The 25,806-nt window shown below is 61.6% G+C and carries 28 protein-coding genes; 12 read left to right on the top strand and 16 right to left on the bottom strand.

Features of this window, described 5'->3' with window-relative positions; translation table 11 throughout:
• Positions 1-14: 14 nt before the first annotated feature.
• From arsK to EFR00_RS06190, 6 genes are read right to left on the bottom strand one after another with little or no spacing between them, the layout of a single operon-like run.
• Positions 15-1,250, bottom strand: coding sequence for an arsenite efflux MFS transporter ArsK (arsK, locus tag EFR00_RS06215; protein WP_077989348.1), 1,236 nt, complete (start codon positions 1,248-1,250; stop codon positions 15-17).
• Complete coding sequence (gene arsH, locus EFR00_RS06210; protein WP_039620443.1) at positions 1,247-1,972, bottom strand: arsenical resistance protein ArsH; 726 nt, start codon at positions 1,970-1,972, stop codon at positions 1,247-1,249. The genes arsK and arsH overlap by 4 nt, the downstream gene beginning before the upstream one ends.
• Complete coding sequence (arsC, locus tag EFR00_RS06205; RefSeq protein ID WP_077989347.1) at positions 1,947-2,369, bottom strand: arsenate reductase (glutaredoxin); 423 nt, start codon at positions 2,367-2,369, stop codon at positions 1,947-1,949. Before arsC ends, arsH begins: the two co-directional genes overlap by 26 nt.
• Positions 2,366-3,067 carry an aquaporin gene (locus tag EFR00_RS06200; protein ID WP_077989346.1) on the bottom strand — a complete coding sequence of 234 codons (702 nt, stop codon included), beginning with the start codon at positions 3,065-3,067 and terminating at the stop codon, positions 2,366-2,368. Before EFR00_RS06200 ends, arsC begins: the two co-directional genes overlap by 4 nt.
• Complete coding sequence (locus EFR00_RS06195) at positions 3,067-3,597, bottom strand: arsenate reductase ArsC (protein ID WP_039620436.1); 531 nt, start codon at positions 3,595-3,597, stop codon at positions 3,067-3,069. Before EFR00_RS06195 ends, EFR00_RS06200 begins: the two co-directional genes overlap by 1 nt.
• Entirely contained in the window at positions 3,594-3,950 is a 357-nt protein-coding gene (locus EFR00_RS06190; RefSeq protein ID WP_009996912.1) for an ArsR/SmtB family transcription factor, read from the bottom strand. Before EFR00_RS06190 ends, EFR00_RS06195 begins: the two co-directional genes overlap by 4 nt.
• 42 nt (positions 3,951-3,992) lie before the next feature.
• On the opposite strand from EFR00_RS06190, the gene EFR00_RS06185 reads away from it, so the two are divergent.
• Positions 3,993-4,517 carry a DUF6428 family protein gene (locus EFR00_RS06185; RefSeq protein ID WP_009996914.1) on the top strand — a complete coding sequence of 175 codons (525 nt, stop codon included), beginning with the start codon at positions 3,993-3,995 and terminating at the stop codon, positions 4,515-4,517.
• A gap of 86 nt (positions 4,518-4,603) precedes the next feature.
• Here EFR00_RS06185 and EFR00_RS06180 read toward each other — a convergent pair whose 3' ends face one another.
• Entirely contained in the window at positions 4,604-5,587 is a 984-nt protein-coding gene (locus EFR00_RS06180; protein WP_077989345.1) for a squalene cyclase, read from the bottom strand.
• A gap of 447 nt (positions 5,588-6,034) precedes the next feature.
• Between EFR00_RS06180 and EFR00_RS06175 the strand changes: the two genes are divergently transcribed.
• Together EFR00_RS06175 and EFR00_RS06170 are read left to right on the top strand one after the other, a co-directional pair.
• A complete protein-coding gene (locus EFR00_RS06175; protein ID WP_039620428.1) occupies positions 6,035-6,865 on the top strand; it encodes a response regulator in 831 nt (276 codons plus the stop codon).
• A gap of 186 nt (positions 6,866-7,051) precedes the next feature.
• Positions 7,052-8,383 (top strand): diguanylate cyclase, encoded by a 1,332-nt coding sequence (locus EFR00_RS06170; RefSeq protein ID WP_039620426.1) that lies wholly within the window; start codon positions 7,052-7,054, stop codon positions 8,381-8,383.
• 65 nt (positions 8,384-8,448) lie between these two features.
• On the opposite strand, the gene EFR00_RS06165 is transcribed toward EFR00_RS06170, so the two are convergent.
• Both EFR00_RS06165 and EFR00_RS06160 read right to left on the bottom strand, forming a co-directional pair.
• Positions 8,449-9,468: a GlxA family transcriptional regulator gene (locus EFR00_RS06165; protein ID WP_010059399.1), complete on the bottom strand. Its 1,020-nt coding sequence runs from the start codon at positions 9,466-9,468 to the stop codon at positions 8,449-8,451.
• A gap of 294 nt (positions 9,469-9,762) precedes the next feature.
• Positions 9,763-9,963: a hypothetical protein gene (locus EFR00_RS06160; protein WP_010034163.1), complete on the bottom strand. Its 201-nt coding sequence runs from the start codon at positions 9,961-9,963 to the stop codon at positions 9,763-9,765.
• A 449-nt stretch (positions 9,964-10,412) separates the two neighbouring features.
• Between EFR00_RS06160 and EFR00_RS06155 the strand changes: the two genes are divergently transcribed.
• Positions 10,413-11,093 (top strand): redoxin domain-containing protein, encoded by a 681-nt coding sequence (locus EFR00_RS06155; RefSeq protein ID WP_009986939.1) that lies wholly within the window; start codon positions 10,413-10,415, stop codon positions 11,091-11,093.
• 201 nt (positions 11,094-11,294) lie between these two features.
• Here EFR00_RS06155 and EFR00_RS06150 read toward each other — a convergent pair whose 3' ends face one another.
• From EFR00_RS06150 to EFR00_RS06130, 5 genes are all read right to left on the bottom strand, one after another.
• Positions 11,295-11,972, bottom strand: coding sequence for an HAD family hydrolase (locus EFR00_RS06150; RefSeq protein WP_077989344.1), 678 nt, complete (start codon positions 11,970-11,972; stop codon positions 11,295-11,297).
• A 177-nt stretch (positions 11,973-12,149) separates the two neighbouring features.
• On the bottom strand, positions 12,150-12,797 hold the full coding sequence (locus tag EFR00_RS06145; RefSeq protein ID WP_077989343.1) for a MarC family protein: 648 nt from the start codon (positions 12,795-12,797) through the stop codon (positions 12,150-12,152).
• Between the two features lie 108 nt (positions 12,798-12,905).
• The gene (locus EFR00_RS06140) at positions 12,906-13,316 is read right to left on the bottom strand and encodes a hypothetical protein (RefSeq protein WP_077989342.1); all 411 of its coding nucleotides are present in this window, start codon (positions 13,314-13,316) and stop codon (positions 12,906-12,908) included.
• Positions 13,317-13,367: 51 nt separating this feature from the next.
• A complete protein-coding gene (locus EFR00_RS06135; RefSeq protein ID WP_077989341.1) occupies positions 13,368-15,527 on the bottom strand; it encodes a mechanosensitive ion channel family protein in 2,160 nt (719 codons plus the stop codon).
• A gap of 160 nt (positions 15,528-15,687) precedes the next feature.
• A complete protein-coding gene (locus tag EFR00_RS06130) occupies positions 15,688-17,508 on the bottom strand; it encodes an adenylate cyclase (RefSeq protein WP_077989340.1) in 1,821 nt (606 codons plus the stop codon).
• Between the two features lie 143 nt (positions 17,509-17,651).
• Between EFR00_RS06130 and EFR00_RS06120 the strand changes: the two genes are divergently transcribed.
• From EFR00_RS06120 to EFR00_RS06090, 7 genes are all read left to right on the top strand, one after another.
• Positions 17,652-17,912, top strand: coding sequence for a KOW domain-containing RNA-binding protein (locus EFR00_RS06120; protein ID WP_010033769.1), 261 nt, complete (start codon positions 17,652-17,654; stop codon positions 17,910-17,912).
• Between the two features lie 147 nt (positions 17,913-18,059).
• Positions 18,060-19,166 (top strand): HlyD family secretion protein, encoded by a 1,107-nt coding sequence (locus EFR00_RS06115; RefSeq protein ID WP_077989338.1) that lies wholly within the window; start codon positions 18,060-18,062, stop codon positions 19,164-19,166.
• The gene (locus EFR00_RS06110; protein ID WP_077989337.1) at positions 19,156-20,184 is read left to right on the top strand and encodes a DUF2955 domain-containing protein; all 1,029 of its coding nucleotides are present in this window, start codon (positions 19,156-19,158) and stop codon (positions 20,182-20,184) included. Before EFR00_RS06115 ends, EFR00_RS06110 begins: the two co-directional genes overlap by 11 nt.
• A gap of 145 nt (positions 20,185-20,329) precedes the next feature.
• Positions 20,330-21,685, top strand: coding sequence for a DUF3300 domain-containing protein (locus EFR00_RS06105; RefSeq protein ID WP_077989336.1), 1,356 nt, complete (start codon positions 20,330-20,332; stop codon positions 21,683-21,685).
• A 20-nt stretch (positions 21,686-21,705) separates the two neighbouring features.
• Positions 21,706-22,662, top strand: coding sequence for a DUF2950 domain-containing protein (locus EFR00_RS06100; RefSeq protein ID WP_077989335.1), 957 nt, complete (start codon positions 21,706-21,708; stop codon positions 22,660-22,662).
• A gap of 80 nt (positions 22,663-22,742) precedes the next feature.
• Positions 22,743-22,976 (top strand): DUF2171 domain-containing protein, encoded by a 234-nt coding sequence (locus EFR00_RS06095; RefSeq protein WP_038689522.1) that lies wholly within the window; start codon positions 22,743-22,745, stop codon positions 22,974-22,976.
• Positions 22,977-23,096: 120 nt separating this feature from the next.
• On the top strand, positions 23,097-23,282 hold the full coding sequence (locus EFR00_RS06090; protein ID WP_038689520.1) for a DUF3008 family protein: 186 nt from the start codon (positions 23,097-23,099) through the stop codon (positions 23,280-23,282).
• A gap of 15 nt (positions 23,283-23,297) precedes the next feature.
• Here EFR00_RS06090 and EFR00_RS06085 read toward each other — a convergent pair whose 3' ends face one another.
• Positions 23,298-24,014, bottom strand: coding sequence for an MgtC/SapB family protein (locus EFR00_RS06085; RefSeq protein ID WP_077989334.1), 717 nt, complete (start codon positions 24,012-24,014; stop codon positions 23,298-23,300).
• Between the two features lie 242 nt (positions 24,015-24,256).
• On the opposite strand from EFR00_RS06085, the gene greA reads away from it, so the two are divergent.
• Positions 24,257-24,739: a transcription elongation factor GreA gene (gene greA, locus EFR00_RS06080; protein ID WP_077989333.1), complete on the top strand. Its 483-nt coding sequence runs from the start codon at positions 24,257-24,259 to the stop codon at positions 24,737-24,739.
• A 45-nt stretch (positions 24,740-24,784) separates the two neighbouring features.
• Here the strand turns inward: greA and EFR00_RS06075 are convergent, their stop codons facing one another.
• Positions 24,785-25,714: a LysR family transcriptional regulator ArgP gene (locus EFR00_RS06075; protein ID WP_077989332.1), complete on the bottom strand. Its 930-nt coding sequence runs from the start codon at positions 25,712-25,714 to the stop codon at positions 24,785-24,787.
• Positions 25,715-25,806 lie beyond the last annotated feature (92 nt).

Below are 25,806 nucleotides of genomic sequence, written 5' to 3'. Positions count from 1 at the left end.
GCGGCCCCGTGGGGCTACGGCCGTCCGCGCGCCAGTGCCGTTTGCGCCGGTGCGGACATCCGCATCAGCGGCCGGATGGCGAGGAATGCCGCCACGGCCGCGGCGCCGAGCGCGGCAGTGATCGACAGCGACCAGGATACGCCTATATTGCCCATCAGGAAGGCCAGCGCGAAAGGCGCCGCCGAGGAGACGGCGAGGCGGGCCGACATCACTTTTCCCTGCCGCTGGCCATAGCCTTCGCTGCCGAAGAGCGCCAAGGGCAGCGTTCCCTGCACGATGCTGCTCAGGCCGGAGCCGAGGCCGAAGACCACGGCAAAGGCCACTGCGCCGGGAACCGATGGCGCCGTGAGGAGGAGAATGACAAGGGCCGCCGGCAGGAGCACGGCGGAAATGAGGGCGAGCATGAGCTGCGGCAGGCCGCCGCCGAAGACCATGTTGATGAACCGGCTCAGCACCTGCGAGGGTCCGAAAAGCGTACCGGCCATGACGGCCATGGCGCCGAGTCCGAGCGCCGACATCACGGGCACCATATGGACCAGAAGTGCCGCGTTGACGAAGCTTTCCAGCGCAAAGCCGGTGACCATCAGGATGAAGGCCGGCGCGCGCGCGGCGGCGGGAAGGCTGGGTTCAATAGGCCTCGTCGCAGCGCTCTTCTCGCCCGTGCTGCCATGGCCCGCACTGCGCGCCAGCCAGGCATGAATGGGAAGGCAGATGAGCAGATTGATCGCGGCGAAGATGAGATAGACGCTCTGCCAGGAGAAGTGGGCATGCAACGCCGTGGTGATCGGCCAGAAGATGGTCGAGGCGAAACCGCCGATCAGCGTGAGATAGGTGATGCTGCGCTGGGCCACCTGCGGCCTTATCTGAACCAGCAGGGCAAAGGCTGCGCCATATTGCACGAGATTCGACGCCGTCTCGACGGCGATCAGGGCGATGACGAAGGCGACCTTGCCGGGAGCAAAAGCGCAGCCGGCAAGGGCGATTGCCGCAATCGCCGAGCCAAAGGTCATGATCCGGCCGGCGCCGAAGCGATCGATCCACTTGCCCATGGCGGGTGCCGCCAGGCCGCCGATCAGCAGCGCCGCCGACAGCGCGCCGAAGATCCATTCCGCCGACCAATCGAGCCCGCGCGCCATTTCGGGCGCCAGGATGCTGAAGCTGTAGTAGAGGGTGCCGTAGCCAATGACCTGCGTCAGACCGAGCGCGAGGATGGCGGCAACCGGCGGCCGTTCGGAAGCGGCGGGGGTCATATGGATTTGAGACCCACACGTCGTTCAAGCTTGTCGGCTTCTTCCCTGCGCTCGCTGTAGCGGTCGGTGAGATAGGCCGAGGCGTCGCGCGTCAGCCATGTGAACTTCACCAGTTCCTCGCAGACGTCAACGACGCGGTCGTAATAGGATGAGGGCTTCATGCGCCCGTCGCTGTCGAACTCCTGGAAAGCCTTTGCCACCGATGACTGGTTCGGAATGGTGATCATCCGCATCCACCGGCCGAGGATGCGCATCTGGTTCACGGCATTGAACGACTGCGATCCGCCCGATACCTGCATGACGGCGAGCGTCTTGCCTTGCGTCGGCCGGACCGAACCCACCGACAGCGGTATCCAGTCGATCTGCGCTTTCATTATCCCGCTCATTGCGCCGTGTCGCTCGGGGCTGACCCAGACCTGGCCTTCCGACCAGGCAGAGAGCTCGCGCAACTCCTGCACCTTCGGATGGGCGACCGGAGCTCCGTCGGGAAGGGGAAGACCCTCCGGATCAAAGATCCGCACCTCGCAGCCGAAGTGCTCGAGCAGCCGTGATGCCTCATGCGCCAGGAGGCGGCTGTAGGATACGGCCCTCAGCGAGCCGTAGAGGATGAGGATGCGCGGCTTGTGCGTCGAGAAGGGCGGCCGCAGGGCCTCCAGATCCGGCTGGTGAAGATGGGCCGGTGAAGTCGCTGGAAGGTCAGACAATGCGCTTGCCTTCGGCATCGAGCACCTTCTCGCCGTCTTCCTTGGTGAAGGCGCCCTTGTGCGTCTCCGGCAGGATTTCCAGGACCAGCTCGGAGGGGCGCGACAGGCGCGTGCCGAGCGGGGTGACGACGAAGGGCCGGTTGATCAGGATCGGCTGGGCGAGCATGGCGTCGAGCAGCTGATCGTCGGTCAGATCGGGATTGTCGAGGCCGAGTTCGGCGTAGGACGTGTCCTTCTCGCGCAAGGCCTGGCGCACGGTCAGGCCGGCATCGGCGATCATCTTGACCAGCTCCGCACGCGATGGCGGGGTGTTGACGTATTCGATGATATCAGGCTCGATTCCGGCGTTGCGGATCATCGCCAGCGTGTTGCGCGACGTGCCGCAGGCGGGATTGTGGTAGATGGTGACGTTCATAGTTTCGCCTCGGAGGATAGGGTTGATGACGATGACGCGGCTGGCTGCAGCAGCCAGGTGAACAGAAAGAAGGCTGCGACCGCACCTGATACTTCGGTAAGCCAGAAGCCCGGCAGGTCGACCGGGCGGATGCCGGAGAAAGTGTCGGTCAGGGAGCGGGCGAAGGCCACGGCCGGATTGGCAAACGAGGTCGAGGCGGTGAACCAGTAGGCGGCGGTGATGTAGAGTCCCACCAGCCATGGAACGGCTTTCTGCTCGAAGCGGATGCCGGCGAGAATGACCGCGACGAGGCCGAAGGTCGCAATCCCCTCGGAAAACCATTGCGCGCCGCCGGTGCGGACCTTGCTTGACAGTTCCAACAGCGGCAGGTTGAACATCAGATGGGCGCAGATCGTGCCGGCGACGCCGCCGGCAAACTGCGCCAGCACGTAGCCGCCAAGGTCGCGTTTCGGCAGCGAGCCCGATATGGTGAAGATCAACGAGACGGCCGGGTTGAAATGGGCGCCGGAAATCGGCCCCAGCACGGTGATCAGCACCACCAGGATCGCGCCGGTCGCCAGCGTATTGCCAAGCAGAGCGAGGCCGACATCCGTAGTCAGCGATGTCGCCATGATGCCGGAGCCGACCACTGTTGCGACCAGCATGGCGGTGCCGAGCGCCTCAGCGACCAGTCGCCGCGATAGATCATATGGCGCCATCAGCCGGCTCCTGTCGGTTTTGCCGTCGTGCCTTCCATCGCGCCGATCTGGCGCAGGTGCGCTTCCAGCGCCAGCTTGTCGATCGAGGCCAAGGGCAGGCTGAGGAAGGCCATGATCCTGTTTTTCAGGAAACGGGCGGCCTGGGCGAAGGCTCGGCCCTTCTCGACCTCGCTGCCCTCGACGGCGGCTGGATCCTCGACGCCCCAGTGAGCGGTCATCGGGTGGCCGATCCAGACGGGGCAGGCTTCGCCGTGGGCGGTGTCGCAGACGGTGAAGATGAAATCCATCTGAGGTGCATCGGGCTTAGCGAATTCGTCCCAGCTCTTCGAGCGAAAGCCGGTTGCGGGATAACCCAACGCCTGCAGCTCCTTCAGCGCCAACGGGTTGACTTCGCCTCTCGGCTGGCTGCCGGCGGAGTAGGCCTTGAACCGGCCCTTGCCTTCGGTCTCGAGGATCGACTCGGCCAGGATCGAGCGCGAAGAATTGGCAGTGCAAAGAAAGAGCACATTGTAAACGCGATCTGTGGTCATTGCAGTTCCTCCTTGGTTGCAGGTGTACAGCATGCGGCGACGGCGGCGGCGGGCGCGCAGATCTCGGCGTTCCCTCCGCAGCAATCCTCCATCAGAAAACGGATCAGGCCGCCAAGCGCCTCATAATTGGCGGTGTAGATGATTGAGCGCGATTCACGCTGCTGGGCGATCAGCCCGGCTCGTTCTAGCTCCTTCAAGTGGAAGGAGACGTTGGACGGCGAAACCTCCGCCTTTTCGGCGATGGAGCCCGCCGCCATTCCGTCAGGACCCGAGACGACAAGCATGCGAATGATGTGGAGGCGGGTTTCCTGCGAAAGCGCTCCGAACGCGGCGAGGGCTTGACGTTGATCCATATTTCAATAATCCTTGAATCGTTGAAACAAGGATTAGCGCAGATGAACGCCATCGACAACAATAAAATCCAGGCGGAGGAGATCAGTCTCGGCCTGTTGCTTGATGCGCTCTCCGGCGACAAGGACGCGACGCTGGTTTTCCATTACGATGGCCGGCGGGTGAAGCCGGGCTATCATATCACCGAGGTCAAGGCGGGCCAATTCTCGGCGCTTGATTGCGGTGCCAATCCCGAGGGCTGGACTGAGATCTTCATCCAGCTCTGGGACATCGCCGAGGGTGAGCGCACGCATATGCCGGCCGGCAAATTCCTTGCGATCATTCGCAAGGTGACGGAGCATGTGCAGCTCGACGGTTCGGCCAAACTTACCTTCGAAGTCAGCGACGGCGTGCGGCCGATGCAGCTTTATTGCGCGGCAATGCCGATTTTGCGTGGCGGGGCCGTGCATGTCGATCTTTCGCCGCGGCCGGCAAGCTGCAAGCCGCGCGACCGCTGGCTCGCCGAGGAGACCAGAAAGGCTGCAGCTTGCTGCGGTCCGTCAGCGGCGGAGGGCGGCTGCTGCGCGTAGAGACCTGCGGGGATGGGGCAATGGTGGGCTGCGACGAATTGCTGCGCGCGGTCGAGGCGCATGCCTTGCTCTTGCTGGGCTTGGCGTCAGGCGTTGACTGAGGCGTGGGCATCCCACCATCGGAGCACCCGCATCGCCCGGAGCGTGATCCAGCGCGAGGGCTGACCTACTCCCTCGTCGATCTCGAACCAGACGCGCCCCGGCAGGGTCCAGTCGAGCGGCCATCTGCCGTCCTGAAGACGGCGGAAGCGAAGATGGGCGATCGCCTCGCCGAGGCGCGGATCGGGGGCGGAGCCGGTCAGGAGGGCGCTTGACCGAAAATAGTCGAGGGCGCGGAGGATGTCGTAGCGCCAGCGGTTCGGGTGCAGGAAGTGCAGGAAGCGTTCGTCGGCTGGCTCGCCGGTGCCGAGACGGCGGAAAAGGTCGCGCTTGAGCAGGAATTCCTCGCCCGTTCTGCGCGCCTCCCGGGATTGCGGCGTACCACCGATCGCTCGCTCGAACACCAGCAGCCCTTCCAGCACGTTGATGGTGCTGGCAAAGGACGACCGAATGGAGCCGTTGCACCGTTCGCAATTCCAGCCGCCATCCTCGAGGCGCTCGCCGGTCAGCCTCTCGACAATGGAGGAGACGTCGATACCGAAATAGGCGCCGTCGGCGACGGTGCGGCCATTGATGCATTCCTCGACTTCGCCGTTCCAATAGGGCTGACCGCCTTCCTCCCAATGGGCATTGGCGCCGATCAATGCGACGGTGCGCCTGGCCCGCTCGCAGGCGGGATCGAGACCGAATTCCCGCAGTTGCGACAGCGAGAAATTTGTCGCCGTCCACGGCTGGCCGCGCTCCCGCCACTCGCGAGGGTCGAAACCGGCGGGAAGAAAGGCGCCGCCCGCCCATTGGCCGTCCTCGTCCTGGCAGGTAAGCAGCCTCGCGCCCCAGCCTTGCGTCTCCACCTTGGCCCGCTCGGCCATCCAGTCCGTCTCGGGGGCATCGATGAGATCGCACATCACCTGCCACCGGATTGCCGGGTCGGAATCGAGCAGCCATTCGATTACCGGGTCGGGTTGGGTCATGAGCACATCCGCCCATAGGTGTGGGTCGATCACGCACTTATAATGGCTTCTGCGGAGCTTCGCCAGCCGGACGGGTTCAAGGCAGCTCTTGTCTCGCGGCGTTGCGACGCTCTATCGCCGCACCGGTCTACCTGGTTCCGGCCGTCGCATACGAGATCTGCCTTCGATCAGTCGGTAAGCAAATGCTTGCCATGCCGCGGCCCGACTGCGCCAAAGAGAGCACGGAGCTGAGATCAAGGTTCACGACCTATCACGTGACAATTGTCGGCGAAAGCCCGTTCGATGCGGACAACGCGGCGCTTGGCGCCTGATTTCTTAATCATATCTGCAAGAAAATCGCGGGCGGGTCCAGCTGGACGCTTCGCCGTCTCTCGCTGATTAATGATTAGTCAAATCAATTGATGTATCAGTTTGAGCCGGGGATGGATTTTACATTAAAGGTTTACCATGGCGTTTTTGGGTATTTCGGGGATGCAATATTCCGGAGAGATGTTTGCCGGCGCGCGCATTATTGTCGCGGAAGATTCAAACGTGTTCACCTCGATGATCAGCAAACGCCTCAAGGAGTTGTTCGACATTAATGTCGAGATCTGCCGCAACTTCGAGGATTTGCAGTTTTCCTACGACAAATCTTCCGATCCGATCACGCTGGCGATCTCGAACATCAATCTGCCGGGCGCCGAAAACGGCGAGGCGCTGGAATATCTGGTCGATCTCTCCATTCCCACCATCGTCTTTACCGGCACCTTCCATGAAAGCATGCGCGACAAGCTGATGGCCAAGGATATCGTCGACTATATCCTCAAGGACAATATATTCGCGGTCGATCTGCTGGCGGAGTCGATTTGCCGGTTCCTGACCAATCATCGCCACCATGTGCTGATCGTCGACGACAGCGCGACGGCGCGCGCCCTGCTGTCGAGCCGGCTGAAACGCTACAATTTCCGCGTCAGCGTCGCCGACAGCGGCGGCAAGGCATTGGAGATCCTGAAGGCCAACCGGGATATCGGCCTGATGATCACCGACTACAACATGCCCGACATTGACGGCTTCGAGCTGACACGGCGCATCCGCGCCAATATCGGCTCGCACGAGCTGCGCATCATCGGGGTTTCCTCCTCCTCGAACCGGTTGCTTTCGGCGCGGTTCCTCAAAGCCGGCGGCAACGATTTCATGCTGCGCCCCTTTATCGACGAGGAGTTCTACTGCCGCGTCAATCAGAATCTCGATACGCTTTTGCAAATTCAGTCGATGCGCAAGGAGCGGGCGGTTGCCTGACGGCCCTTCCAGCATGAGTATTGCCAGTGAGGCGGAGATGCCGGTCCATGACCGGCATCGAATTTTTGCAATTACAAGTAACGCCATCATTTGTCCTCTTCACGCGCACAGGCCTCTCGGTTATCGTCCGCCCGGCCGGGGGGAGGGCCGAGTCGAGCCCGTCGGGCGCAGGGGGGAATAGCGGCTGTGGCGTTTCAAGCGGATTTTCAGCGAGATGGAATCGGGCTGCGCTCGGGCGGGCTCAAAATACTTCTGGTTGAAGATTCCCGGATGTTTTCCGCCGTGCTCTGCCACCGGTTCCAGACGGAACTTGGGCTTGCCGTCAAATCCTGCTCGTCGCTGAAGGCGCTGCGCAGGGAGCTTGCCGAAGACGGTCACGGCTACACCATGGCCGTCGTCGATCTCAACCTGCCGGATTCGCCCTATGGCGAGGCGCTCGACTGCACGATCGAGCACGATATCCCGGCGATCGTCTTTACCGCCACGTTCGATCTCAACACGCGCAACAGGATCATGGAGCGCAATGTCATCGATTACGTCTTGAAGGACAATGAGTTCGCGCTCGACAATCTGGTCGCCACCGTCCGCCGGGCGATCTCCAACCGCAAGACGCGGGTCCTCGTCGTCGACGATGTCGTCTCGGCACGCCAGGTTCTCGTCGATCTCTTGAAGGCGCAGCAATATCTCGTCGTCGAGGCAAGCTCGGGGCTCGAGGCGCTGGCCGCTCTTGAAGCCTACAGCGACATCGAACTCGTCGTCACCGATCACCATATGCCCGATATGAGCGGTTACGAGCTGACGCGGCGCATCCGCCATCGCTTCGGTTCCGACAGGCTGCGCGTCATCGGAGTGTCTTCGTCCAACGACCGCATGCTGTCAGCCAGTTTCCTGAAGGCGGGCGCCAGCGACTTCCTCTACCGGCCTTTTGTCGCCGAGGAGCTGCAATGCCGCATTGCCAACAATGCCGAGACGCTGGCGCAGATGCGGCAGCTGAGGGCGGCGGCCGCATGCGACTACCTGACCGGCCTCTATAACCGCCGCTACTTCTACGACAACGGCCCGAAGCTGGTGAACGAATGCCTGCGGCTGAAAGTGCCGAGTTCAGTCGCCATCCTTGATATCGACCATTTCAAGCGCCTCAACGATACCTACGGTCACGAGATCGGCGACAAGGTGCTGAAGGCGGTGGCGAACCGGCTGTTTACGATCTTCGAAGGCAGCGACAATCTTCTCTCGCGACTTGGCGGCGAAGAATTCGCCATCCTCTTCCCGCAGATGGATTCGGCCGCTGCGACCAAGCTTTGCGATGAGATCCGCTCGGATATATCGCGGTTGAAGGTCACCGCTGACGACGAGGACCTCGGCGTCACGATTTCGATCGGCATTGCCGAGATCGGCGGCTACGAGACTTTCGAGAATTATTTGAACGCCGCCGACCAATTCCTCTACATGGCCAAACACCGGGGCCGCAACCAGGTCTATTCCGACGCTAGGATGACGGAGGAGGCGGCGCAGTAGCGCCGCTCGACCCTGCTCGGCGCCACCTCGGCCACTGCCTACCCTCGTGGTGACGGCCTCTTATCTCAAGCCGCAACTGCCTGGCGCGCTGTCGCCATGGTCAACTTGCGCTCGGCGCGTTCCTGCTGCGGCGAGCGATGGTAGAGTTCGCGATAACACTTGGAGAAATGCGAGGCCGAGACGAAGCCGCAGGCGACGGCGACTTCTACCACGGGCATCGAGGATTGCACCAGCAGGTGGCGGGCGCGGTCGAGGCGGATTTCGAGATAGTAGCGGGCCGGCGAGCGGCCCATCTCCTGGCGGAACAGCCGTTCGATCTGGCGCCGCGAGAGGCCGGCGCCGTCGGCGATCTCGATCAGCGACAGCGGCTCGGCCAGATTGCCTTCCATCAACTCGATGATCGACAGCACCTTGGCATTCTGCACGCCGAGGCGGGCGCGCAGCGGCAGGCGCTGACGGTCGTGCGGATTGCGCACGCGATCGGTCAGGTGCTGCTCGCAGATGCGATTGACGAGGCTCTCGCCGAAATCCTCGCCGACGAGGTTCAGCATCATGTCGAGCGAGGCGGTGCCGCCGGCGCAGGTATAAAGATTGCCGTCAATTTCGTAGAGATCGGCATAGACCTCCGCCTGCGGGAAGGCTTCGGAGAAGCCCGGCAGGTTTTCCCAGTGGATGGCGCAGCGCTTGCCGTTCAAGAGGCCAGCCTGGGCCAGCACATGTGCGCCCGTACAGAGGCTGCCGACGGCAACGCCGCGATTGTAGCATTCGCGCAGCCAGGCATTGACCGATTTGTTGTTGAACTCTTCGACATCGATGCCGGAACAGACGAGCACCATGCCCGGCCGGTTTTCGCCGCCGAGATGGCGGCGCTCCTCGGCGAGCGAGGAATTCGCCTCGACGCCGATGCCGCAGGAGGAATAGACCTTCTCCCCGTCGAGGGAGGCAAGCCGCCAGGTATAGGCCTGATAGCCGAGCATGCGATTGGCGATGCGCAAGGTGTCCACGGCGGCCGAGAAGGGCAGCATGGTGAATTGCGGTACCATAAAGAAGACCAGTGAACGCTTCTTGATCTGCATCCTGTTCATAGCGAAATCCATGCTCGAGGGACGATGACATATTCGTTGCGCGGAATGCGTCGCGCCGATGTCCTGAAAGCGACACTGGCATGGAAAAATGCGGCCGGGAAGAGCAAATATGCGACATTGACCGCGATTTGACCGGTCAAGTCGCAGGCGAGGGCGCCAGCGGGGCGGAGGAGAGCTCACAGCCAACCGAAATTCAGGGGCTGAAGTGGAATGGGGAACGAGATGGCGGACACGAAAAAGGCGGCGTTGCAAGATGCAGACGCCGCCCTCATCTCAGGAGGAATGTCGCATTCATTACATGGTCCGGTGTTTGCTGTCGTCGGTGCTCGGCCAGCCGATATCCTTGCGGACGTCGAACGGCATGGCTTCGATTTCGCGGGCAGTCTGCCAGCGGGTCCAGGCGAGCACGAGCTTGTGGGCATAATGGCCCAGATCGAAGCGGCCTTCGCTGGAGGTGAGGGTCTTGCCACCACCCCGATAGGTGAGCGTGGTCATTTTTCGGTTCCTTTCTTGAGCCGGGACATGGTCGCGATGGGAGGTTCGTCCTTGTCCATGCTGTTAATATGGGCTTCGCGAACCCATCATTCAAACGAATAGAGTTTATGGATAACATCAACGAATTTGAATGATCCCGGTGCGCGCTCCGGGGCGGTTTTGTCGCTAAAAGGATGTCTATGGATAAGGTCGGCACGACTGGAGCAGATAGCAGCAGGACCGCTGGGAAGGACATGGTGGCCACCGATCGATGGGCCCGGTTTTGGCCTTTTGCGGGGTGTTGGATTTTCTACTGGCCGGTGAGGCAAGAGGTGGGGGCGCCTTCGACACTGGCCGGAGCTGCACGCCGAACCGCGCCCCGTCGTCTTTACATCGAGCGTTTGGCCTTCTTGCGACAAGTGATACAGTTGAATTTCGGTCGTTCAGCTGGAGAAAAAGGAACTATTCCCATGACAGACCAGAAGCGCCCGCTACAGCCTGGAGATTCCGCGCCCGCGTTCGCGCTGGCCACGGCAAACTTCGACGGAACGATCTCGCTCGCCGACTTGAGCGGTCGCCCGTTCTTGATCGGCTTCTTTCGCGGGCTGCACTGCCCGTTCTGCCGGCGTCAGGTAGAACAGCTCGCCGGCGTGCAGCCAACCCTGCGCGCCGCCGGGCTGGAGACCGTGGCCGTCATCAACACACCGGTGGAACGCGCCCGCCTGTATTTCCGGCACCGGCCGACGCCGGTAACGCTTCTGTGCGACCCCGACTGCCGCACGCATCGCGCCTACGGCGTGCCGCATGCCGAGTTCTTGCCAGATGGGAGCAGCGGACAGTCCGAATGGCCATATGGCGCAACGATGCCGCAATTCCAAGCGGCACGCATCAACCCAACGGGCGAGCTGCCAGAACCGCTACAGCCGATGGAAGCCAACACGATCCTCAACGCCAAAGACCGCTTCGAGCTTGATGAAGCCGATAAGGCAATATTCGAGAAGCACGCTACTCAGCTCGTCGGGCACTTCCTGGTCGATGCGAACGGCACTATCGGCTGGGCTCAACTCGAAGCGCTCGACGGGCCGAACAGCCTCTGCATTTTTCCGACCGCGGCGGAGATCGTCGCCGCCGCTGGCAGCCTTGGACGCTGACCTGCAGCGAACCGTCCGCGTTGCTACACGATGTCGAATGAGGGAGACCACCCATATGGGCCGCTCAGGTGGGCGGGCGCACCTCCTTAGCCTGCATATCCTTGATGCCAGCTCTCGGACTCATCGACACTTCGAAGCTCCAGCAGGCGGGCAGCGTACCTGCTGGACGATGCGACCAGAAAATACCCCGAGCGGCGACGCTCAACGTGGTCCTGCAAACCGTTCAATCGCCGCTGCCAGGTCGTCGTAGTTTTCGACAATAATATCCGCGCCGGATCGCATTAGGCTTTCACCATGATTCGCCGAGCAATGGTTGCCAGCGGTAAAGCCGATGACACGCATGCCAGCCGCTTTGCCTGCAATGACGCCATTGACGCTGTCTTCGACAACGACGCACTCGTGCGGGAGCACGTTCATCGCCGTGGCTGCATGGAGAAAGAGATCCGGGGCTGGCTTTCCATTTGCGACCAGATCAGCTGAGAAAATATGCGGGTCGAACAGATCGATCAATCCAACATGCTGCAATTTCCAACGCAACCTTCTGGAAGGGGTACTGGAGGCTACGCACCGCAGTGTCGCGATCTTGTTTATCGCTTGCCGCGCGAACGGTATTTCCGCCAAATCAGCTTCCAATCTCATTGTCGATATGTGCTCGATTTGAGCATAGAAATCGCGCGGAAGAGGTGTTCCGGTTTTCGCCTCCACGCAATTCTGAAGCTTCGCTTCCCACATACTGGGAGAGAGCCCCATGAGTGACTGCATGTAGGCTTTGGGTTCAAAACCAGCGCCGATGGATTCCAGAAATTCGAGTTCAGCAGCGAGATAAATCTCCTCGCTATTCACAAGGACGCCATCGCAGTCGAGAATAGTCAGTTTCATCAGGCGTACCCTGGCAGTCTATTAAAGCGGGGTCTCACCCGATGGAAGACAGTATAAAGCCGGAGCGCCCTTCAGTATCTGGATAATCTATCGAACGGTAACCTTTTCGCGGCAGGTTGTATTTATACAGGTTGGATCCGCGTATTCCACCTTATTTGGCAGCTATCTCCCGACCTCTTAATGCGCGGCGGCTGGGGTGATGATGCCGAGGCTGCCAAGGCCGGTGACGATCAGCTGAACTGCGACCGCCGTCAGCAGAATGCCGAAGACGACCTCCGAGACGATCATGCTGACCGGCTTCATGCGCTTGGCGAGCTTGTCGATGTTGGTAAACACCAGATAGTCGAACGCGCCGACGAGCAGGATCAGAGCGGCGACCAGTATCGCGCTGGCGATCGAGGTGACTGCGCCGGAGGCGATGATGATGACGGTGATGCCGACGGGATTGAGCAGATAAGGGACGGCGAGCGGAAATATGGCCAGCTTGTCCGGGTCGACCGGAGCGGCGAACTCGTCGTGCGGCTTCTCTGTCGGTCCAGACGCCATCTTAATGGCGATAAGCGCGAGTATGATGCCACCGGCGACGGCGACGGAGCCACCGGTAATGTGGAGAAGCCGCATCAGCAGAGCGCCTGTCGCGAACAGGATCAGCGCCGTGACGACAGCGATCAGAACCATCTGGCGGCCGATGCGCACCTTGGTTTCGGTGTCGAAGGCGTGGGTCTTTTCCAGAAACGGCACCAGGGCGATCTTCGGCCCCATGCCGATCAGAAGCAGCAGCAGAAGTTTTCCGACGAGTGCGATGTCGATGACTGTGAAATCCATGGAACGTGCCCTCTAAAATTCGCGACGCGAAAATCGTGGCCCTCCCCACTGTGGGGAGGGCGTTGACGTAGTAAACCAGACGGACTCGCCGGTCTTTCTGCGAGCCGCTCAGCGCGGGCATACGTCCCAGAAGCCCGTCGTCTTGGCGGGCGAGGTGTAGTACCAGCATTGACCGGATTGAGGCGGCGTACCTGCCAATGAAACGGCGGCAGCTCCGGCGACGAAGCCGATGGCAGCACCTGCGGCAATGGCGGTACCCGGACGCCAGTAGCGGCGAGGGGTAACGACCACGACGCCACGCCGAAGGGGCGGCCGAACGGCGGGTCGGTATGCCGGACGGGTCCGGACCGCAGCGCATCCGCGCGGCCCGCAAGCCGCAGCGCCGCAACCTCTCGGGCCGCAGGCCGCCACTCCACGACGGGCGGCCTCGGCCGTCGCCGGAACGAGGACGGGCGCGCTGATCATCATCAGCACGGCAAGTGTCGTCAGCATGTGCGATAGATTGACCAAGATCTTCATTTCAAATCCTCCCTTGCTCTCGTGTTTCGTGCCATTTCCAAAGAGGTCCCCTCAGGCCGGGTTTGCGGCGGCCGCTGCGCTGTGCGCTGCGAGCGTCTGCTGGGCAGCGGCAGCGACGGCGTCGTCCTTTCCGCCCGAGACCTGGACTGTGGGCACGGCGAGCTTGATGCCGTGTTCGTTGAACGCCTGATGGATCATCCTGAGGGCCCGCCGCTTCAGCGTGAACTGCTGGCCGGGAAGGGTCATCACCTTCATCCGCAGGAGCAGGCCGGAGTCGCCTAGACTGTCAATTCCCTGCATCTTCAGAGGCTCGATCGTCGTCGGTTTGAACTCCGGATCCTCGAATAGCTCCAAGCCGATCTTCTTGATGATCTTTCGGGCCTTCTCGATATCGGAATCGTAGGTGATGGTGATCGTCATCTTCTCGATCACCCAGTCGCGGCTCATGTTCTGGATCGCTCCGAGCTCGCTGAAGGGAACGATGTAGAGGGCGCCGCGGTGGTGCCTGAGCTTGACCGATCGCAGGCTGAAGGACTCGACGGTGCCCTTGTAGCTGCCGCTCTGGATATATTCGCCCACGCGGAAGGCGTCGTCGAGCAGGTAGAACATGCCGCTGATGACGTCCTTGACCACCGTCTGCGCCCCGAAGCCGATTGCGACGCCGACCACTCCTGCGCCTGCGATCAGCGGGCCGATTTCAACGCCGAGCGACGACAGGGCCATCATGATGGCGACGGCCGAAAAAAGGATCATGACGAAGTTGCGCAGGATCGGCAGCAGCGTTCTGAGACGCAGGCGCCGCCGCTCCCGTTCGCTGCCGATTTCATGGGTCGCCTCGGTGTCGCCGAGCTTGCGATCGATCAGCACTTTCACGATGTTCCAGGCAAGATCGACGATCATGAGAATGATCCCGGCACTGAGAAGGCCGCGCACCAGGCGCAGAAGCGGGGAATCCTGCGTCGTCATCTCAGTGAGCCGCACATCCAGCGCACCAGCGAGCAGAATGATGGCTCCAACGATCAGTGTCGCCCGGATGCCGCGCTCCACGATCACCGAGGCGACCGTTCCTGTCTTGTGGCCGCCCTCTTCGGCTGAGGAAGGGCGAAGGATATTGTTGACCGACGCGTTGGTCAGGGCGATGGCGCAGGGCAGCGCCGCGCAGGCCAGCGCAATCCAGAACAGCCGCATGGCGCCGACCACCCACAGCAGCCAAAGGGTGACGAAATAGACTGTCCACAGCCAGTTCCGCACCCGCAGACTGATCCGCCTCGGCGGGCCGGCTGATAGTTGCGATGGCCGCCTCCAGACGGCTTCGACACCGATGACAAGGAGCACGAGGCCGAGGGAATAGGCGGCCAGCTGCCGGACCGGGAGGGAAAAGGCGAGCGTGCCCAACAGGCGGATGGTCACCCAGCCAAAGGCAAACCAACCGACGAGATAGCTCAGGCGCTTTGCCCAATGGCGGGCCGCCTCGTGTCCAAGCGGGACGACACGAAAGCCGTTTTCTGCCTCGGCCCGGGGTGCCAGAAACACATCGAAAAGCGCGCTCGCCAGACGGAAGACGACGATCGCCAACAGGTATCCGACGACGATTTCTCTGATGATCGGTGGCCATTGGAACAGCAGGAAGAAGCCGATGCTGCCAAGGCCGAACGAAAGAACATAGCATGCCGCCCACAGAAGCCTCGCAGCCAGCGCGGTCATTCTTTCGAGAACCGTTCGATAGGGCGCGCGGGCCATCCATGACCGCCAGCCCGCGCTGATCGACCGGAACAGCCACTGCGCGGCCAATCCGGCGGCGATAAAGGCGATGATCAAGACGATCGGCCGCGTTCCGCCATTTGCCTGAATGTCGCCTTCGAGTGCACTCCTGCCCCGGGTCGCTTCCGAGGGAAAGGAATTGACGGCTCCGAGAAGGCCTGCGGCGTGCGCGCGGAAGCGTGTTGCGAATTCGGAAAATGAAGGGTCGCGGTTCGGCGTTTCCGGCGGCGGCGGCTCTGTCGCATCCTTGGCGGCTTGCGACTGCTGCTGGAGGAAGCGCTGGACGTCGGGATCCGCGAGCATGCCGATAAAGCGATGAACGCTTTCAGGCTGCGGGCTCACAGGTGCCGTACCCTGGGCCACGGCGATCGAAGCCCAAAGGAGAGCGGAAGCCAGGGCAGCCGCCATGGGAAGCGGCACAACCATGCGGATCCTGGAGAATAAAGTCATTTTCCACCCTGATCTATGAACCGGTCCCCGAACCGCAGCGGAAAGGATCAGGCCCGCAGCGCTAACCGCCGCGGCGCTCAACGCGGCACCGAGGTCAGACTATGCGAAGATGAGACGGCTTACCCGTATGATCGGGTATGTTACGGTCGGGGAGACGGCATCAGCGGGGTTGCGGGTCCGAGGTGCCCGTGGCAGTCGACGCCATTTTTTCCGGATCGGGCACTGCCAGCCCCGCCTTCCGAAGCCCTTCAATCAGCCGATCGCGATCGCCAGGCTGCATGTTACGCATCGCCAGTTCGGCGAGAATGTTCGGCAGGAAGTCAGGCCGCATGCTGACGAAAACCTCTCCCTCCCGGCGGGCCTCGTCCGTCATGCCGGCCTCGGCATAGATGATGGCGGCGACAGCATGGAACAGAGGGAACTTCTGCATATTGGCCTGTCGTATCTCCAGCACCGCGGTCTGGTTGTCGTGAAGCATGTATGCGGCCAGAGCCCGTGTTCCATGATAGAAGCCGCCACCACCCGGATTGAGGGCGATGGCTTGGTCGAGGAGGGCTGCGCCGCGCTGCCACTGGCCACCGATCGCGAGCCGCGTTCCGAACTCACCCATCAGTTCTGTGTCGTTGGGATTCGTGGCGAGCGCCAGTTCTCCGACGCGAAACGATTCAGAAAGCTGTCTGTCGAAGAACAGCACCGTCATCAGTGCTTGAAGTCCGCGGGTATTGCTCGGATCGATTTGCGTTGCGCGTCTGGCGGCATCGAGTGCGCGGTGTATGGCTGCGTTCTGGTTTGCTGTTGGATTGAACTTGTAGCGATCTTCATCGAGGTAGACGATCGACAGCATCGCCCAGGCGGTGGCGTAGTTCGGAAACCGGGCAAGCGCCGTCTCAAGGCAGTTGCGGACTTGCGCATGCGCCTCGACGCTCAGTTCCGAACGATACGCATAAAAGCGCAAGGTGCACTCATAGGCGCCCAGATCGTCCGGCGGAGGACTTGCGGCGTCGACCTGCGCCATGACCCCGTATGGCTGAGCGATCGCGGTCGCCACCTTTCTGGCGACGTCGGTCTGGATCGCAAACAGGTCTCCCGATGCAAGATCCTTGTCATAATTCTGCGACCAAAGAATCTCGCCGTCTGACGTATCGAGCAATCTGGCCGTTACACGAAGACGCTTGCCCGACGTGCGCACCCCGCCGGCAAGGAGATAGCGCGCGCCGAATTCGGCCCGGATTGCCGATGCGCCGATATCGGCGGGAAGGGACTTGGAGGTCTCGCGCCCGAAGACCTTGATTTCCTTGAACCGTGGCAGGATGGTCATCAATTCCTCGGTCAGGCCGGCAGCATAGAGCTGCGCCTCCGGGCCTTCTCCGAGATTGGCAAAGGGAGCCACCACGAGGGCCGGACGATCGGGCGACAGACTTGCAAGCCGTTCGAGCGGCGGCGCGGGCGACCATGTCCCGATCCAATAGAGCGACATGGCGACTGCGGCGAGGGCGGCAACGCTTGGCAGCGAAAGCCGGCGTGCCTGCCGCCAGCGCCCGGGCGGGGCCGGGGAGGGTATTATTTCGCGAGGTTCTTCGGTGCGCGTGTCGGCCGAGGCCGAGGACGACCAGGTGAAGGTTGGGATATAGCCACCCTTTGGAATGTCGATCCTGACCGGATCATGCTGCCCAGCGACGAGATAATAACGCTCGAGAGACCGTCGCAGCCGTCCAGCCTCGATCCTGACGACCGGATCGTCCTGGGTGAAGCCGGCATCCCTGCCGAACACTTCGATTGCAATCGAATAGGCTTTTATCCGGTTGCCCCGACCGTTCAGCGTTTCCGACACGACGTAGCGGAGAAACGCTGCGGCACGACCTACACCGGGAAATTCAGGGCTGGAAATGACACGTTCAAGTTGCGCCTGGATCTCGTCGGCCTGAGGCGCAGGTTTTGAGGGAGCCCCCGCAGACCCCTCCGCTGGTATCGACGTCTGCATCTCTGTCCCCAATCCCCCGTTGAGTCACATCAGCCAGACCGTATCTTACAGTAACATACTCCACGAACCGGTCGTCGTCCACGAAGATCGGGATCGACACATCTTGCAGTGGCAGCCTCTCAAATGCGGTCAAGGAGTGAACCATGGACAAAGGGGTGGCCGCAGTCTGTCGGCAGTTTCCAGCCAGGATCAAGACGATCGACGATCTTTCTGCCCGCAGCGAAGACTTCCGGGAAATCTGCAGAGATTTCGCCGACGCCCAATCCGCGCTGAAGAAATGGACCGTCTCAACCGATCCGAAGCGCAATGAGCGCGTTGCCGAGTACCAGGAACTGATCGCAGAACTTTCGAAGGAAATAGAGGGCGCGCTCGACCAGGTTTTGCGGCCACCATCTGTTCGCTGATGCGCGCAACGGGCCGGCGGCAAGCCGTCGGACGGCGTATGTTACGGTTATCTACTTGCGTTTCATCTTGCCGGTCATGACCATTGTGACAAACGTCCGGCGCTGAAACTCTCCGCGCTTTAGGCAACGCTTCGGAAGGATATTGTCGTGGTTTCCGAGAACTTGGACGAGCCTGCCATTTCGTCGACGCCGCGCAATCCGCTGCGCAGGATCGCCCTGATCGTCGTCCTGCTGGCGCTCGCCCTGTTCGTGCTCTCCATCTTCATGGAGCGGCGGACGCCATCGACCTCGCAGGCTCAGGTTCAGGCCTATATTGTCGGCATCGCGCCCGAAGTCACCGGCCGGGTCGTGGAAGTCGGGGTTGCCGACAACTCCCGTGTCGAGGCCGATCAGGTTCTCTTTCGTATCGATCCCGAGCGCTATGAACTGGCCGTCAGCGAGGCCGAAGCAGCGCTTGCGAGCGTGGGCCAATCGATCGGGGCATCGACTGCATCAGTCGATGCGGCGCAGGCCAAGCTTGTCCAGATGCAGGCCGACAGAGACAATTTGCGCGATCAATATGCCCGGGCGACCGAACTGGTGAAACGCGGCGTTTTCTCGAAGGCTCGGTTCGATGCAGCCAAATCCGCTTATGATCAGGCGGAGGCTTCCGTTTCGGGGGCGCAGGCCGACCTTGCCAAGGCGAAAGAGCAACTCGGCCCGTCCGGCAACGACAATCCGCAACTGCGCGCTGCTCTTGCCGGACTGGAGAAGGCGCGGCTCGATCTGGTGCGCACGACCGTGCACGCGCCTTCTGCCGGTGTCGTCACCAACCTGCAGCTCACCATCGGCAAGGTGGTCTCGGCCGGCCAGCCTGCCATGACCTTCATCGACGCCGGCACCATCTGGATCAATGCGGCCTTCAAGGAGAACAGCCTGGAGAAGGTCGCCGTCGGCAACAAGGCGGACATACTTTTCGATGCGCTTCCCGGCCGGCTGTTTCCGGCGACGGTCGAGAGCGTCGGGTTTGGCGTATCGCAAGGCAGCACGGACCCGAACACCGGATTGCCGACGATCCGAAACGATAGCGGCTGGGTCCAGGAGGCGCAGCGTTTTCCCGTCCGGCTCGTCATCGAGGAGGCGCAGCGGCCCAAGGGCGGCGTGCGCTACGGCTCGCAGGCGACGGTCGTCATCTATACGGGCGACAACCCGGTGACCAATGCCTGGGGATCGCTCTGGATCCGCATCAAATCGGTGCTGACCTATGTCAATTGAAAGGAGCCCTGCGGTCGAGGCGCAGAAACGCCAGGGGTTGCGGGTGGCGCTGGCGGTCTCCGTCGGCTTCACGCTCGCGGTCCATGCTGGGGCTATCGTGCCGTTCCTCGGTCCGCTCTTTGCCGCCCAGTTCCTGCTCGGCAGCTCGCGCCCTATGCCGTTCGGTAAGACCGTCGGCGCGGCGGTGGTCATTCTGATCGCCGGGATGGCGATGATGGTTCTGACCAACGTCCTCGGCGACCGTCCGGCGCCCTTTCTTCTGATCCTGGGGCTGACCTATTTTGCGTGCTTTGCCGCACAGTCGACGGGAAAGGGAGGACCCGCGGTCTTTCTCGTACTCGTCGTTTCGATCATCGTGCCTCTGCTCGGCATCCTGAACAAGGAACTCGCCAATTCCATCCTGTCCATCCTGGTCGCCGGGGTGCTGTCGGGCACGGTTCTAATGTGGTTCGCCCATGCGGTCTTTCCCGAACCGCTCTCCGGGAATGTCGAGGCGGCACCAATCGAGCGGCGACCGCCGGCCTTGCTTCGGGCGCTAGCAAACACGGTGATCCTTCTCGGCTCCGTCGTGATCTGCCTGACGAGCGACAACCTGACTGCTGCGGCGGTCATTCCGATAACGGTGGCGTCGCTGCTCGGGCAGCTGGACATTGCCGCAAGCGCGCGAACGGCGATCGGGCTCGTGCTCGTCAACCTCTTCGGCGGCGTGCTTGCCTCCGTCGCCTATGCCGCCCTGTCGCTGCGCCCCAATCTCCTCTCGATCTTCCTCATCGTTCTCATCGTCGTCCTTCTCATTGGAGGGCGTGCTGCCGGCCGCTCGAGGAACGCTCCGGTTTTTGCCGGCGCCCTGACAATCTTCCTGATCCTCTTCGGTCTCGGGGTCTCGCCTCTGCCGGGCAGCGCTGCAGAATCCTTCGCCACCCGCATCATCTATGTCGCGGCAGCCTTGATCTACGCGCTGCTGTTTGCCGCGATCCTGTGGCCGCGGACGGGGGAAGCGAAGAGGATGCCGGCGTGAACGGCCGCTTCGCCGCAGCTCGGTGCATCAGCGGTACCAGTGACGCTTCCGCTGTCGATTCCCGTCACCGGAATGAATGTAAGCGCGATTGAATGTATGGTGCGAACAGCCGACACACCATGTCTGACCGTAAGGAGGATTTGAGATGGCTAGACCTCACGCATTGTTGCTCGCCACGGCCCTGTTCCTGCCTTTTCCAGGCCCCCCGTTTTCACCACATCTGTTTCTGACCGCCACCGCGCAGGAGCCGGTCGCTTCCGGTCCCGTCGCGGCCGAAGATGACGCGCCGGCGCCGCTCAGCGAAGACGAACTCGATATATTGGTGGCGCGAATCGCGCTTTATCCGGACGAACTCGTTGCCCTCGTCACGTCGGCATCGCTCTATCCGCTGCAGGTCGTGGAAGCGGCCCGGTTCCTCGAAACCTTGAAGAAGCAGCCCGAGCTCAAGCCGAAGACGACGTGGGACGGCAGCATCGTTTCCCTGCTGAATTATCCGCAGATCGTCACGATGATGAGCGAGGATCTGGATTGGACGCAGTCTCTCGGTGAGGCGCTCTCCTACCAGCAGAAGGACGTTCTGATCGCCATACAGCAACTGCGCGACAAAGCGGTCGCCGACGGCATCATCAAGACCGATGACAAGATCAAGGTCAGCCAGGAGAACGACAACGTCGTGATCGTCTCCGCCAGTCCCGAAAAGATCTATGTTCCGCAATACGCGCCGGAGATGCTGTATGAACCGAACTTTGTCGCCGAGCCGATCGGCTTCTATCCCGACCCCTATCCAAACTACTACTATCCAACAGCCACCTTTTTCGCAGGCGTGGTGACGGGAGCGGTGTGGGCCGCCGCCGTCGACTGGAATCGCTGGGGCGTATGGGGCGGGCGCTGGAACGGCAACGTCGATATCGACTGCAACAATTGCCTCAACAACATTAACGGCAAGGTGAACATCAACGATGTCGACTGGAAAAACGTCGACCGCAGCAAGATCGTGTTCGACGGCGCCCAGTTTAACAAGATCGATCGCAACGCCTTCCGGACCAGTATCGTGGCGAACGCCGGCAACAGGGTCGGAGCAAGAGGCAACGACCGTGCGAACTCGATCCGCGACCAGCCGGGCAAAGTCAGTGTCAACGATGTCCGCAAGAGCAAGATCGATGCGGACAGGGTAAATGCTGCTCGCAACAAGGCAGGCAATACAGGAGCCGCCGTTGGAGGCGGGAAGGCAGCGCAGGCCGCACAGAACCACAGGCCCGACGCAAGAACGACGAACAGGGCAGCCGAAATTGCACAGCCTGGGGTCAACGCCAAACGCCCGGTCGCAAAGCCGAAGCCCGCGGCCAAGGTCGACAGCCGGCCGAGAAAGCCTTCGGCGCTCGGTCAGGTCGACAGCGGCAGGCGCGCTCAGATGCAGTCCAGCCGAGGCAGGCAGGCCATGGCCGGTGGCAATCGCGGTGGCGGTGGAGAAATGCGCCGCGGCGGCGGCCGTCGCCGGTGACCGGAAGAAGGAGGAACGTCATGACAAAGTCAGTCAGAAACATGCTTCTGGGTTTGGTATTCGCCCTTGCGGCTCTCGCCACCGATCCGGTTTTGATGTCTGCAGCAGAGCCATCCGATACAACCGTCATCGCGGGCTTCGCTTCGCAGAGCGATCCGCCGGTATTCGACACGCCGGAACAGGCCGTCGACGCCTTTAAAGCGGCGCTCGCAGCTGATGATTTCGACAAATTCGCGGCACTGCTCGGTATCGATGCAGCGAAAGCGAAGGCGGGCGAAGGGGTGATGGACACCTACGCACAAATCCGGGACGGCACACAGAAGAAGATCGTCGTGAATGATGTCGATGGCCGCAAGATCATCGAGATCGGCGACAAATTATGGCCTCTGCCATTTCCGATCGTGAAGGGTGGCGATGGCAAATGGAACTTCGACACCTTCGCCGGCTTCGAGGAGATCATCGAGCGCCGCGTCGGCGAGAACGAATTGCAGACCATCGAAACGATGCGGGCCTATGTCGACGCTCAAAAGGAGTATTCCTTCGCCGACCACGACGATGACGGCGTGCTGGAATATGCGCAGAAACTGATCAGCAGCGACGGCAAAACCGATGGTCTCTACTGGTCGCCCGATTTGGGCGCGGGCGATAGCCCGGCGGGCAACGCGCTCGAAGACAATGCGGCGCTTGACAAGGCGAAAGCCGGTGAGGGCTATTACGGCTACCGCTACAGGATCATCGACAGCCAAGGGCCGAACATCGCGGGCGGAGAGTTCAATTATGTGATCAACGGCAACATGATTGCAGGATTTGCCCTTATCGCCTGGCCCATCCGATATGGCGAAACCGGCGTGCACACTTTCGCAGTGAACGCGAACGGTACGGTTTATCAGGCCAATCTCGGCCGGGAGACCGAGAAAATAGCTGCCGGCATCAGGACATTCAACCCGGACGACAACTGGGAGGTGACGGCCGATTGAACACGTTCAGCGTGCTTGGAACCAAGTCCGCTCCACGTCGTTGCCGCTTCGTAGCTGACAATGACGCAAAGGAGGAAATGATGATTTCCGCAGATCAGATCCGAGAACATATGGAAGTGCGGGCTGCAGACGGCACCCATATGGGGACGGTCGATCATCTCGATGGTCCCACCCGCATCAAGCTGACGAAGGCCGACTCGGAAGACGGCAAGCACCACCTGATCCCAATCGATTGGGTCGATCACGTCGACGCGCATGTTCACCTGTCGAAGAACGCCAGGGATGTCCGCAGCCAGTGGGCCACCATCAACTGACGAGCGGTCGGCTGCGGCTTTCGCCGCAGCCTTCTCCCCGCAAGGGAGGCCACAAAGAGGGCGACGAGAGCTGGATACCAGCTTGGGGGCGGCTGATCCCAAGCAAAAGGAGGTTTCGATATGCCAGCCAAGTCCAAGGCTCAGCAGAAGGCGGCAGGCGCCGCACTCTCGGCCAAGCGCGGTGAGACGCCCAAAAAAGAATTGAAGGGCGCTTCAAAACAGATGGTCGAGTCCATGAGTGAAAAGCAGCTGGAGGAATTCGCCTCGACCAAGAGAAAGGGCAAGCCCGAGCACGTCTCCAAATAGGAAGGCTCCGGGGTATCAGGTGGTCGTTGATTGCATCGAGAACCCTGCGACATCAAGGGCGGAAAGCGCTTTCAGAATCGCCCTCGATGACGCCTCGCGGTCGTCTGCCATCCATCTCAGCTCGTACGTCACGCCTGTGCGGCCATCGCTTGTTGGCCCGTATGCAACAAAGAGGGCACGGCATCCCAAGGGGTTCAGCAGCGCCGACAAGTCCGGTACCTCGACTTCGGAGCTATTGATGACTAGCGTTGCCTTGCGTTCGCAGGTCAGCCAGGCATCCAGGCGCTTCATGGGCGACAGGACGATGTAGGCGACAATCGTCGCCGCCGTCCCGGTGACAATCTGGCCGCCGCCGAAGCAGAGGCCGACCACCGTCATGAACCACAGGGTCGCTGCCGTGGTGACGCCGGTCATCATGTCGCCGCGCCTGAGGATCGCTCCACCGCCGAGGAAGCCGACGCCCGTCAGGACGCCCAGGGGAAAGCGCAATACGTCCATCTGCGTGAAGTAGCTGAAGGTCTTTCCGTATGTCGACAGAAGGAGATTGGCCTGGATCATTGCCAGGCAGGCGGCAAGCGCCACCAGAATCGTCGTCCTGAAGCCGGCCGCGTGGCCGCCGCGCTCGCGATCGAGGCCGATAAGGCCGCCGGCGATCACTGTCAGTACGATCCGCGCGGCGATATCCCACCAGCTCGGGGTCAGCGGCATGCTATCCGTCAGGAACGAAGGCATGTTTTGCTCCAGTCCTTGTCGCAGGCATTTCGCCGTTCGCCGGGCATTCGATCCTCCTCGACGCTATGCGGCGATAAACGCTGTGCGCGGCAGGACGTTCCCGAAGTCGTGACCGGGAAAGCCGCTGCCGATGGGGGAGATTGGCGGTTCGCTCGCAGTCGGTATATTGTATGGTGTCGACGAATACAGGGCGCAGTTGCCATCGGTGATTGGCGCGCACTGCGCCGGACATGGAGTTTTGATTGGCCGTTGCCTTCACCAAGGAAGAGAGTTTCGAAACCGCGTCGGAAACCCTATTGCCCGACCGCCCGGTTTCGCCGCATCCGAATCTCGTTACGGAAGCGGGATTGAAGGCTCTCGAACTGCAGTTCCAGCAGGCGCGCGAGGCCTATGATGCGACGAACACCATTGAAGATGTGAATGAACGGCGGCGGCAGGCTGCCAATCCATTGCGTGATCTTCGCTACTTAGCGGCAAGACTTCGCACCGCCCAGTTGATGCCTTACCCAACGTCAGTCAATGTGGTTGCCTTCGGCAACACGGTGACCTTCCGCCGTGACGACGGGCGGGTGCAAACTTATCGGATCGTCGGAGAGGACGAGGCCGATCCCAAGGCCGGCTCGATCTCCTACGTCTCGCCGGTGGCGCGGCTTTTGATGGGCAAGGCTGCCGGCGATGCCGCGGAGGCGGGTGGCCACGAGCTGGAGATCATCGCCATCGCATAGAGACGATGCAGAAGCGGCCGCCGGGGAAGCGGAGCCAACCGTCGATCAAAGGCCCGGGGAATCGGTTTTCGATCTGTCTTTTCCGAGATTGCGCCCTGCTACGCTGATGACTTCGCGCGTCAGCTCCGCTAGCCGATCGGCGGCAAAGCGGTTTATCTGCCAGAATAGCGGAACATCGAGGGGGGTGTCCGGCACCAGCTCCACCAGCCGCCCCGACGCCAGATGCTCGCGGGTCAGTTGAGTCGGGTTCATTCCCCATCCCATGCCCGATAGGGTTGCCTCGACGAAGCTTTGCGGCGAGGGGAGCCAATGGGTGGGATAGTCGAGATCGCGTCCGAAGGTTTGGCGGACCCACGTGCTCTGCAGCCTGTCCTTCTGGCTGAAGGTCAGAGCCGGAGCGTTGCGGATCGCCTCGGCGCTCACACCCTGCGGAAAATTACGGGCGACGAAGTCGGGCGTTGCCGTCGCATGATAGCGCAGAACGCCAAGCGCGAAACGCCGGCAGCCCCTTATCGGCTTTTCCAGGCTGGTGACGGCCGCAATCACGCGGCCGCGCTGCAGCCATTCGGCGGTGTGATCCTGATCGTCGACGGCGATATTCAACAGATAGGAGGAGTTTCTAGCGAAGGTCGACATCGCCTCCACGAACCAGGTGCCGAGACTGTCGGCATTGGTGGCAATCTGAAGCGTCACCCTCTGGCGGGGTTCGTCGGGATCAACGAGCGCCGGCAGCTGGCCGAAGAGCTCGGCTTCGAGCATGCCGACATTTTCCATATGACGGCACAACCATTCTCCCTTTTCGGTTGCCGTGCACGGCGTGCCTCGAACGACGAGCACAACGCCGAGACGCTCCTCGAGCTGCTTGACGCGCTGCGAAACTGCCGAAGGGGTGACGTTCAGCACGGTCGCTGCGCGTTCAAAGCTGCCTGTCTGGACAACAGTCGCGACGGCACGGAGGGCGGGGTAGTCAAGCATGGATTAGCGCCGCTTAATTGAGATTAGGCAGATTAATTAGCCTAATTGCCGTCGCCGCGATAGCGAAGTCTGGTCGAAGCGAAAGGCGTTTG

The sequence above is a fragment of the Rhizobium sophoriradicis genome (assembly GCF_003939025.1).
GTDB lineage: Bacteria > Pseudomonadota > Alphaproteobacteria > Rhizobiales > Rhizobiaceae > Rhizobium > Rhizobium sophoriradicis.
The sequence above is the reverse complement of the archived record's forward strand: the minus strand, read 5'-3'. Positions and strand labels throughout refer to the sequence as shown.

What these genes read in the sequence shown, in the direction of transcription:
- EFR00_RS06085 (WP_077989334.1), bottom strand. Translation starts at nt 24,014, where the DNA reads ATGCCTTCGTTCCTGACGGATAGCATGCCGCTGACCCCGAGCTGGTGG.
- EFR00_RS06100 (WP_077989335.1), top strand. Translation starts at nt 21,706, where the DNA reads ATGACAAAGTCAGTCAGAAACATGCTTCTGGGTTTGGTATTCGCCCTT.
- EFR00_RS06185 (WP_009996914.1), top strand. Translation starts at nt 3,993, where the DNA reads ATGAACGCCATCGACAACAATAAAATCCAGGCGGAGGAGATCAGTCTC.
- EFR00_RS06135 (WP_077989341.1), bottom strand. Translation starts at nt 15,527, where the DNA reads ATGACTTTATTCTCCAGGATCCGCATGGTTGTGCCGCTTCCCATGGCG.
- EFR00_RS06180 (WP_077989345.1), bottom strand. Translation starts at nt 5,587, where the DNA reads ATGACCCAACCCGACCCGGTAATCGAATGGCTGCTCGATTCCGACCCG.
- arsH (WP_039620443.1), bottom strand. Translation starts at nt 1,972, where the DNA reads ATGCCGAAGGCAAGCGCATTGTCTGACCTTCCAGCGACTTCACCGGCC.
- EFR00_RS06140 (WP_077989342.1), bottom strand. Translation starts at nt 13,316, where the DNA reads ATGAAGATCTTGGTCAATCTATCGCACATGCTGACGACACTTGCCGTG.
- EFR00_RS06105 (WP_077989336.1), top strand. Translation starts at nt 20,330, where the DNA reads ATGGCTAGACCTCACGCATTGTTGCTCGCCACGGCCCTGTTCCTGCCT.
- arsC (WP_077989347.1), bottom strand. Translation starts at nt 2,369, where the DNA reads ATGAACGTCACCATCTACCACAATCCCGCCTGCGGCACGTCGCGCAAC.
- EFR00_RS06095 (WP_038689522.1), top strand. Translation starts at nt 22,743, where the DNA reads ATGATTTCCGCAGATCAGATCCGAGAACATATGGAAGTGCGGGCTGCA.
- EFR00_RS06200 (WP_077989346.1), bottom strand. Translation starts at nt 3,067, where the DNA reads ATGGCGCCATATGATCTATCGCGGCGACTGGTCGCTGAGGCGCTCGGC.
- EFR00_RS06120 (WP_010033769.1), top strand. Translation starts at nt 17,652, where the DNA reads ATGGACAAAGGGGTGGCCGCAGTCTGTCGGCAGTTTCCAGCCAGGATC.
- EFR00_RS06075 (WP_077989332.1), bottom strand. Translation starts at nt 25,714, where the DNA reads ATGCTTGACTACCCCGCCCTCCGTGCCGTCGCGACTGTTGTCCAGACA.
- EFR00_RS06150 (WP_077989344.1), bottom strand. Translation starts at nt 11,972, where the DNA reads ATGAAACTGACTATTCTCGACTGCGATGGCGTCCTTGTGAATAGCGAG.
- EFR00_RS06110 (WP_077989337.1), top strand. Translation starts at nt 19,156, where the DNA reads ATGTCAATTGAAAGGAGCCCTGCGGTCGAGGCGCAGAAACGCCAGGGG.
- arsK (WP_077989348.1), bottom strand. Translation starts at nt 1,250, where the DNA reads ATGACCCCCGCCGCTTCCGAACGGCCGCCGGTTGCCGCCATCCTCGCG.
- EFR00_RS06175 (WP_039620428.1), top strand. Translation starts at nt 6,035, where the DNA reads ATGGCGTTTTTGGGTATTTCGGGGATGCAATATTCCGGAGAGATGTTT.
- EFR00_RS06195 (WP_039620436.1), bottom strand. Translation starts at nt 3,597, where the DNA reads ATGACCACAGATCGCGTTTACAATGTGCTCTTTCTTTGCACTGCCAAT.
- EFR00_RS06160 (WP_010034163.1), bottom strand. Translation starts at nt 9,963, where the DNA reads ATGACCACGCTCACCTATCGGGGTGGTGGCAAGACCCTCACCTCCAGC.
- EFR00_RS06130 (WP_077989340.1), bottom strand. Translation starts at nt 17,508, where the DNA reads ATGCAGACGTCGATACCAGCGGAGGGGTCTGCGGGGGCTCCCTCAAAA.
- EFR00_RS06155 (WP_009986939.1), top strand. Translation starts at nt 10,413, where the DNA reads ATGACAGACCAGAAGCGCCCGCTACAGCCTGGAGATTCCGCGCCCGCG.
- EFR00_RS06165 (WP_010059399.1), bottom strand. Translation starts at nt 9,468, where the DNA reads ATGAACAGGATGCAGATCAAGAAGCGTTCACTGGTCTTCTTTATGGTA.
- EFR00_RS06090 (WP_038689520.1), top strand. Translation starts at nt 23,097, where the DNA reads ATGCCAGCCAAGTCCAAGGCTCAGCAGAAGGCGGCAGGCGCCGCACTC.
- EFR00_RS06190 (WP_009996912.1), bottom strand. Translation starts at nt 3,950, where the DNA reads ATGGATCAACGTCAAGCCCTCGCCGCGTTCGGAGCGCTTTCGCAGGAA.
- EFR00_RS06145 (WP_077989343.1), bottom strand. Translation starts at nt 12,797, where the DNA reads ATGGATTTCACAGTCATCGACATCGCACTCGTCGGAAAACTTCTGCTG.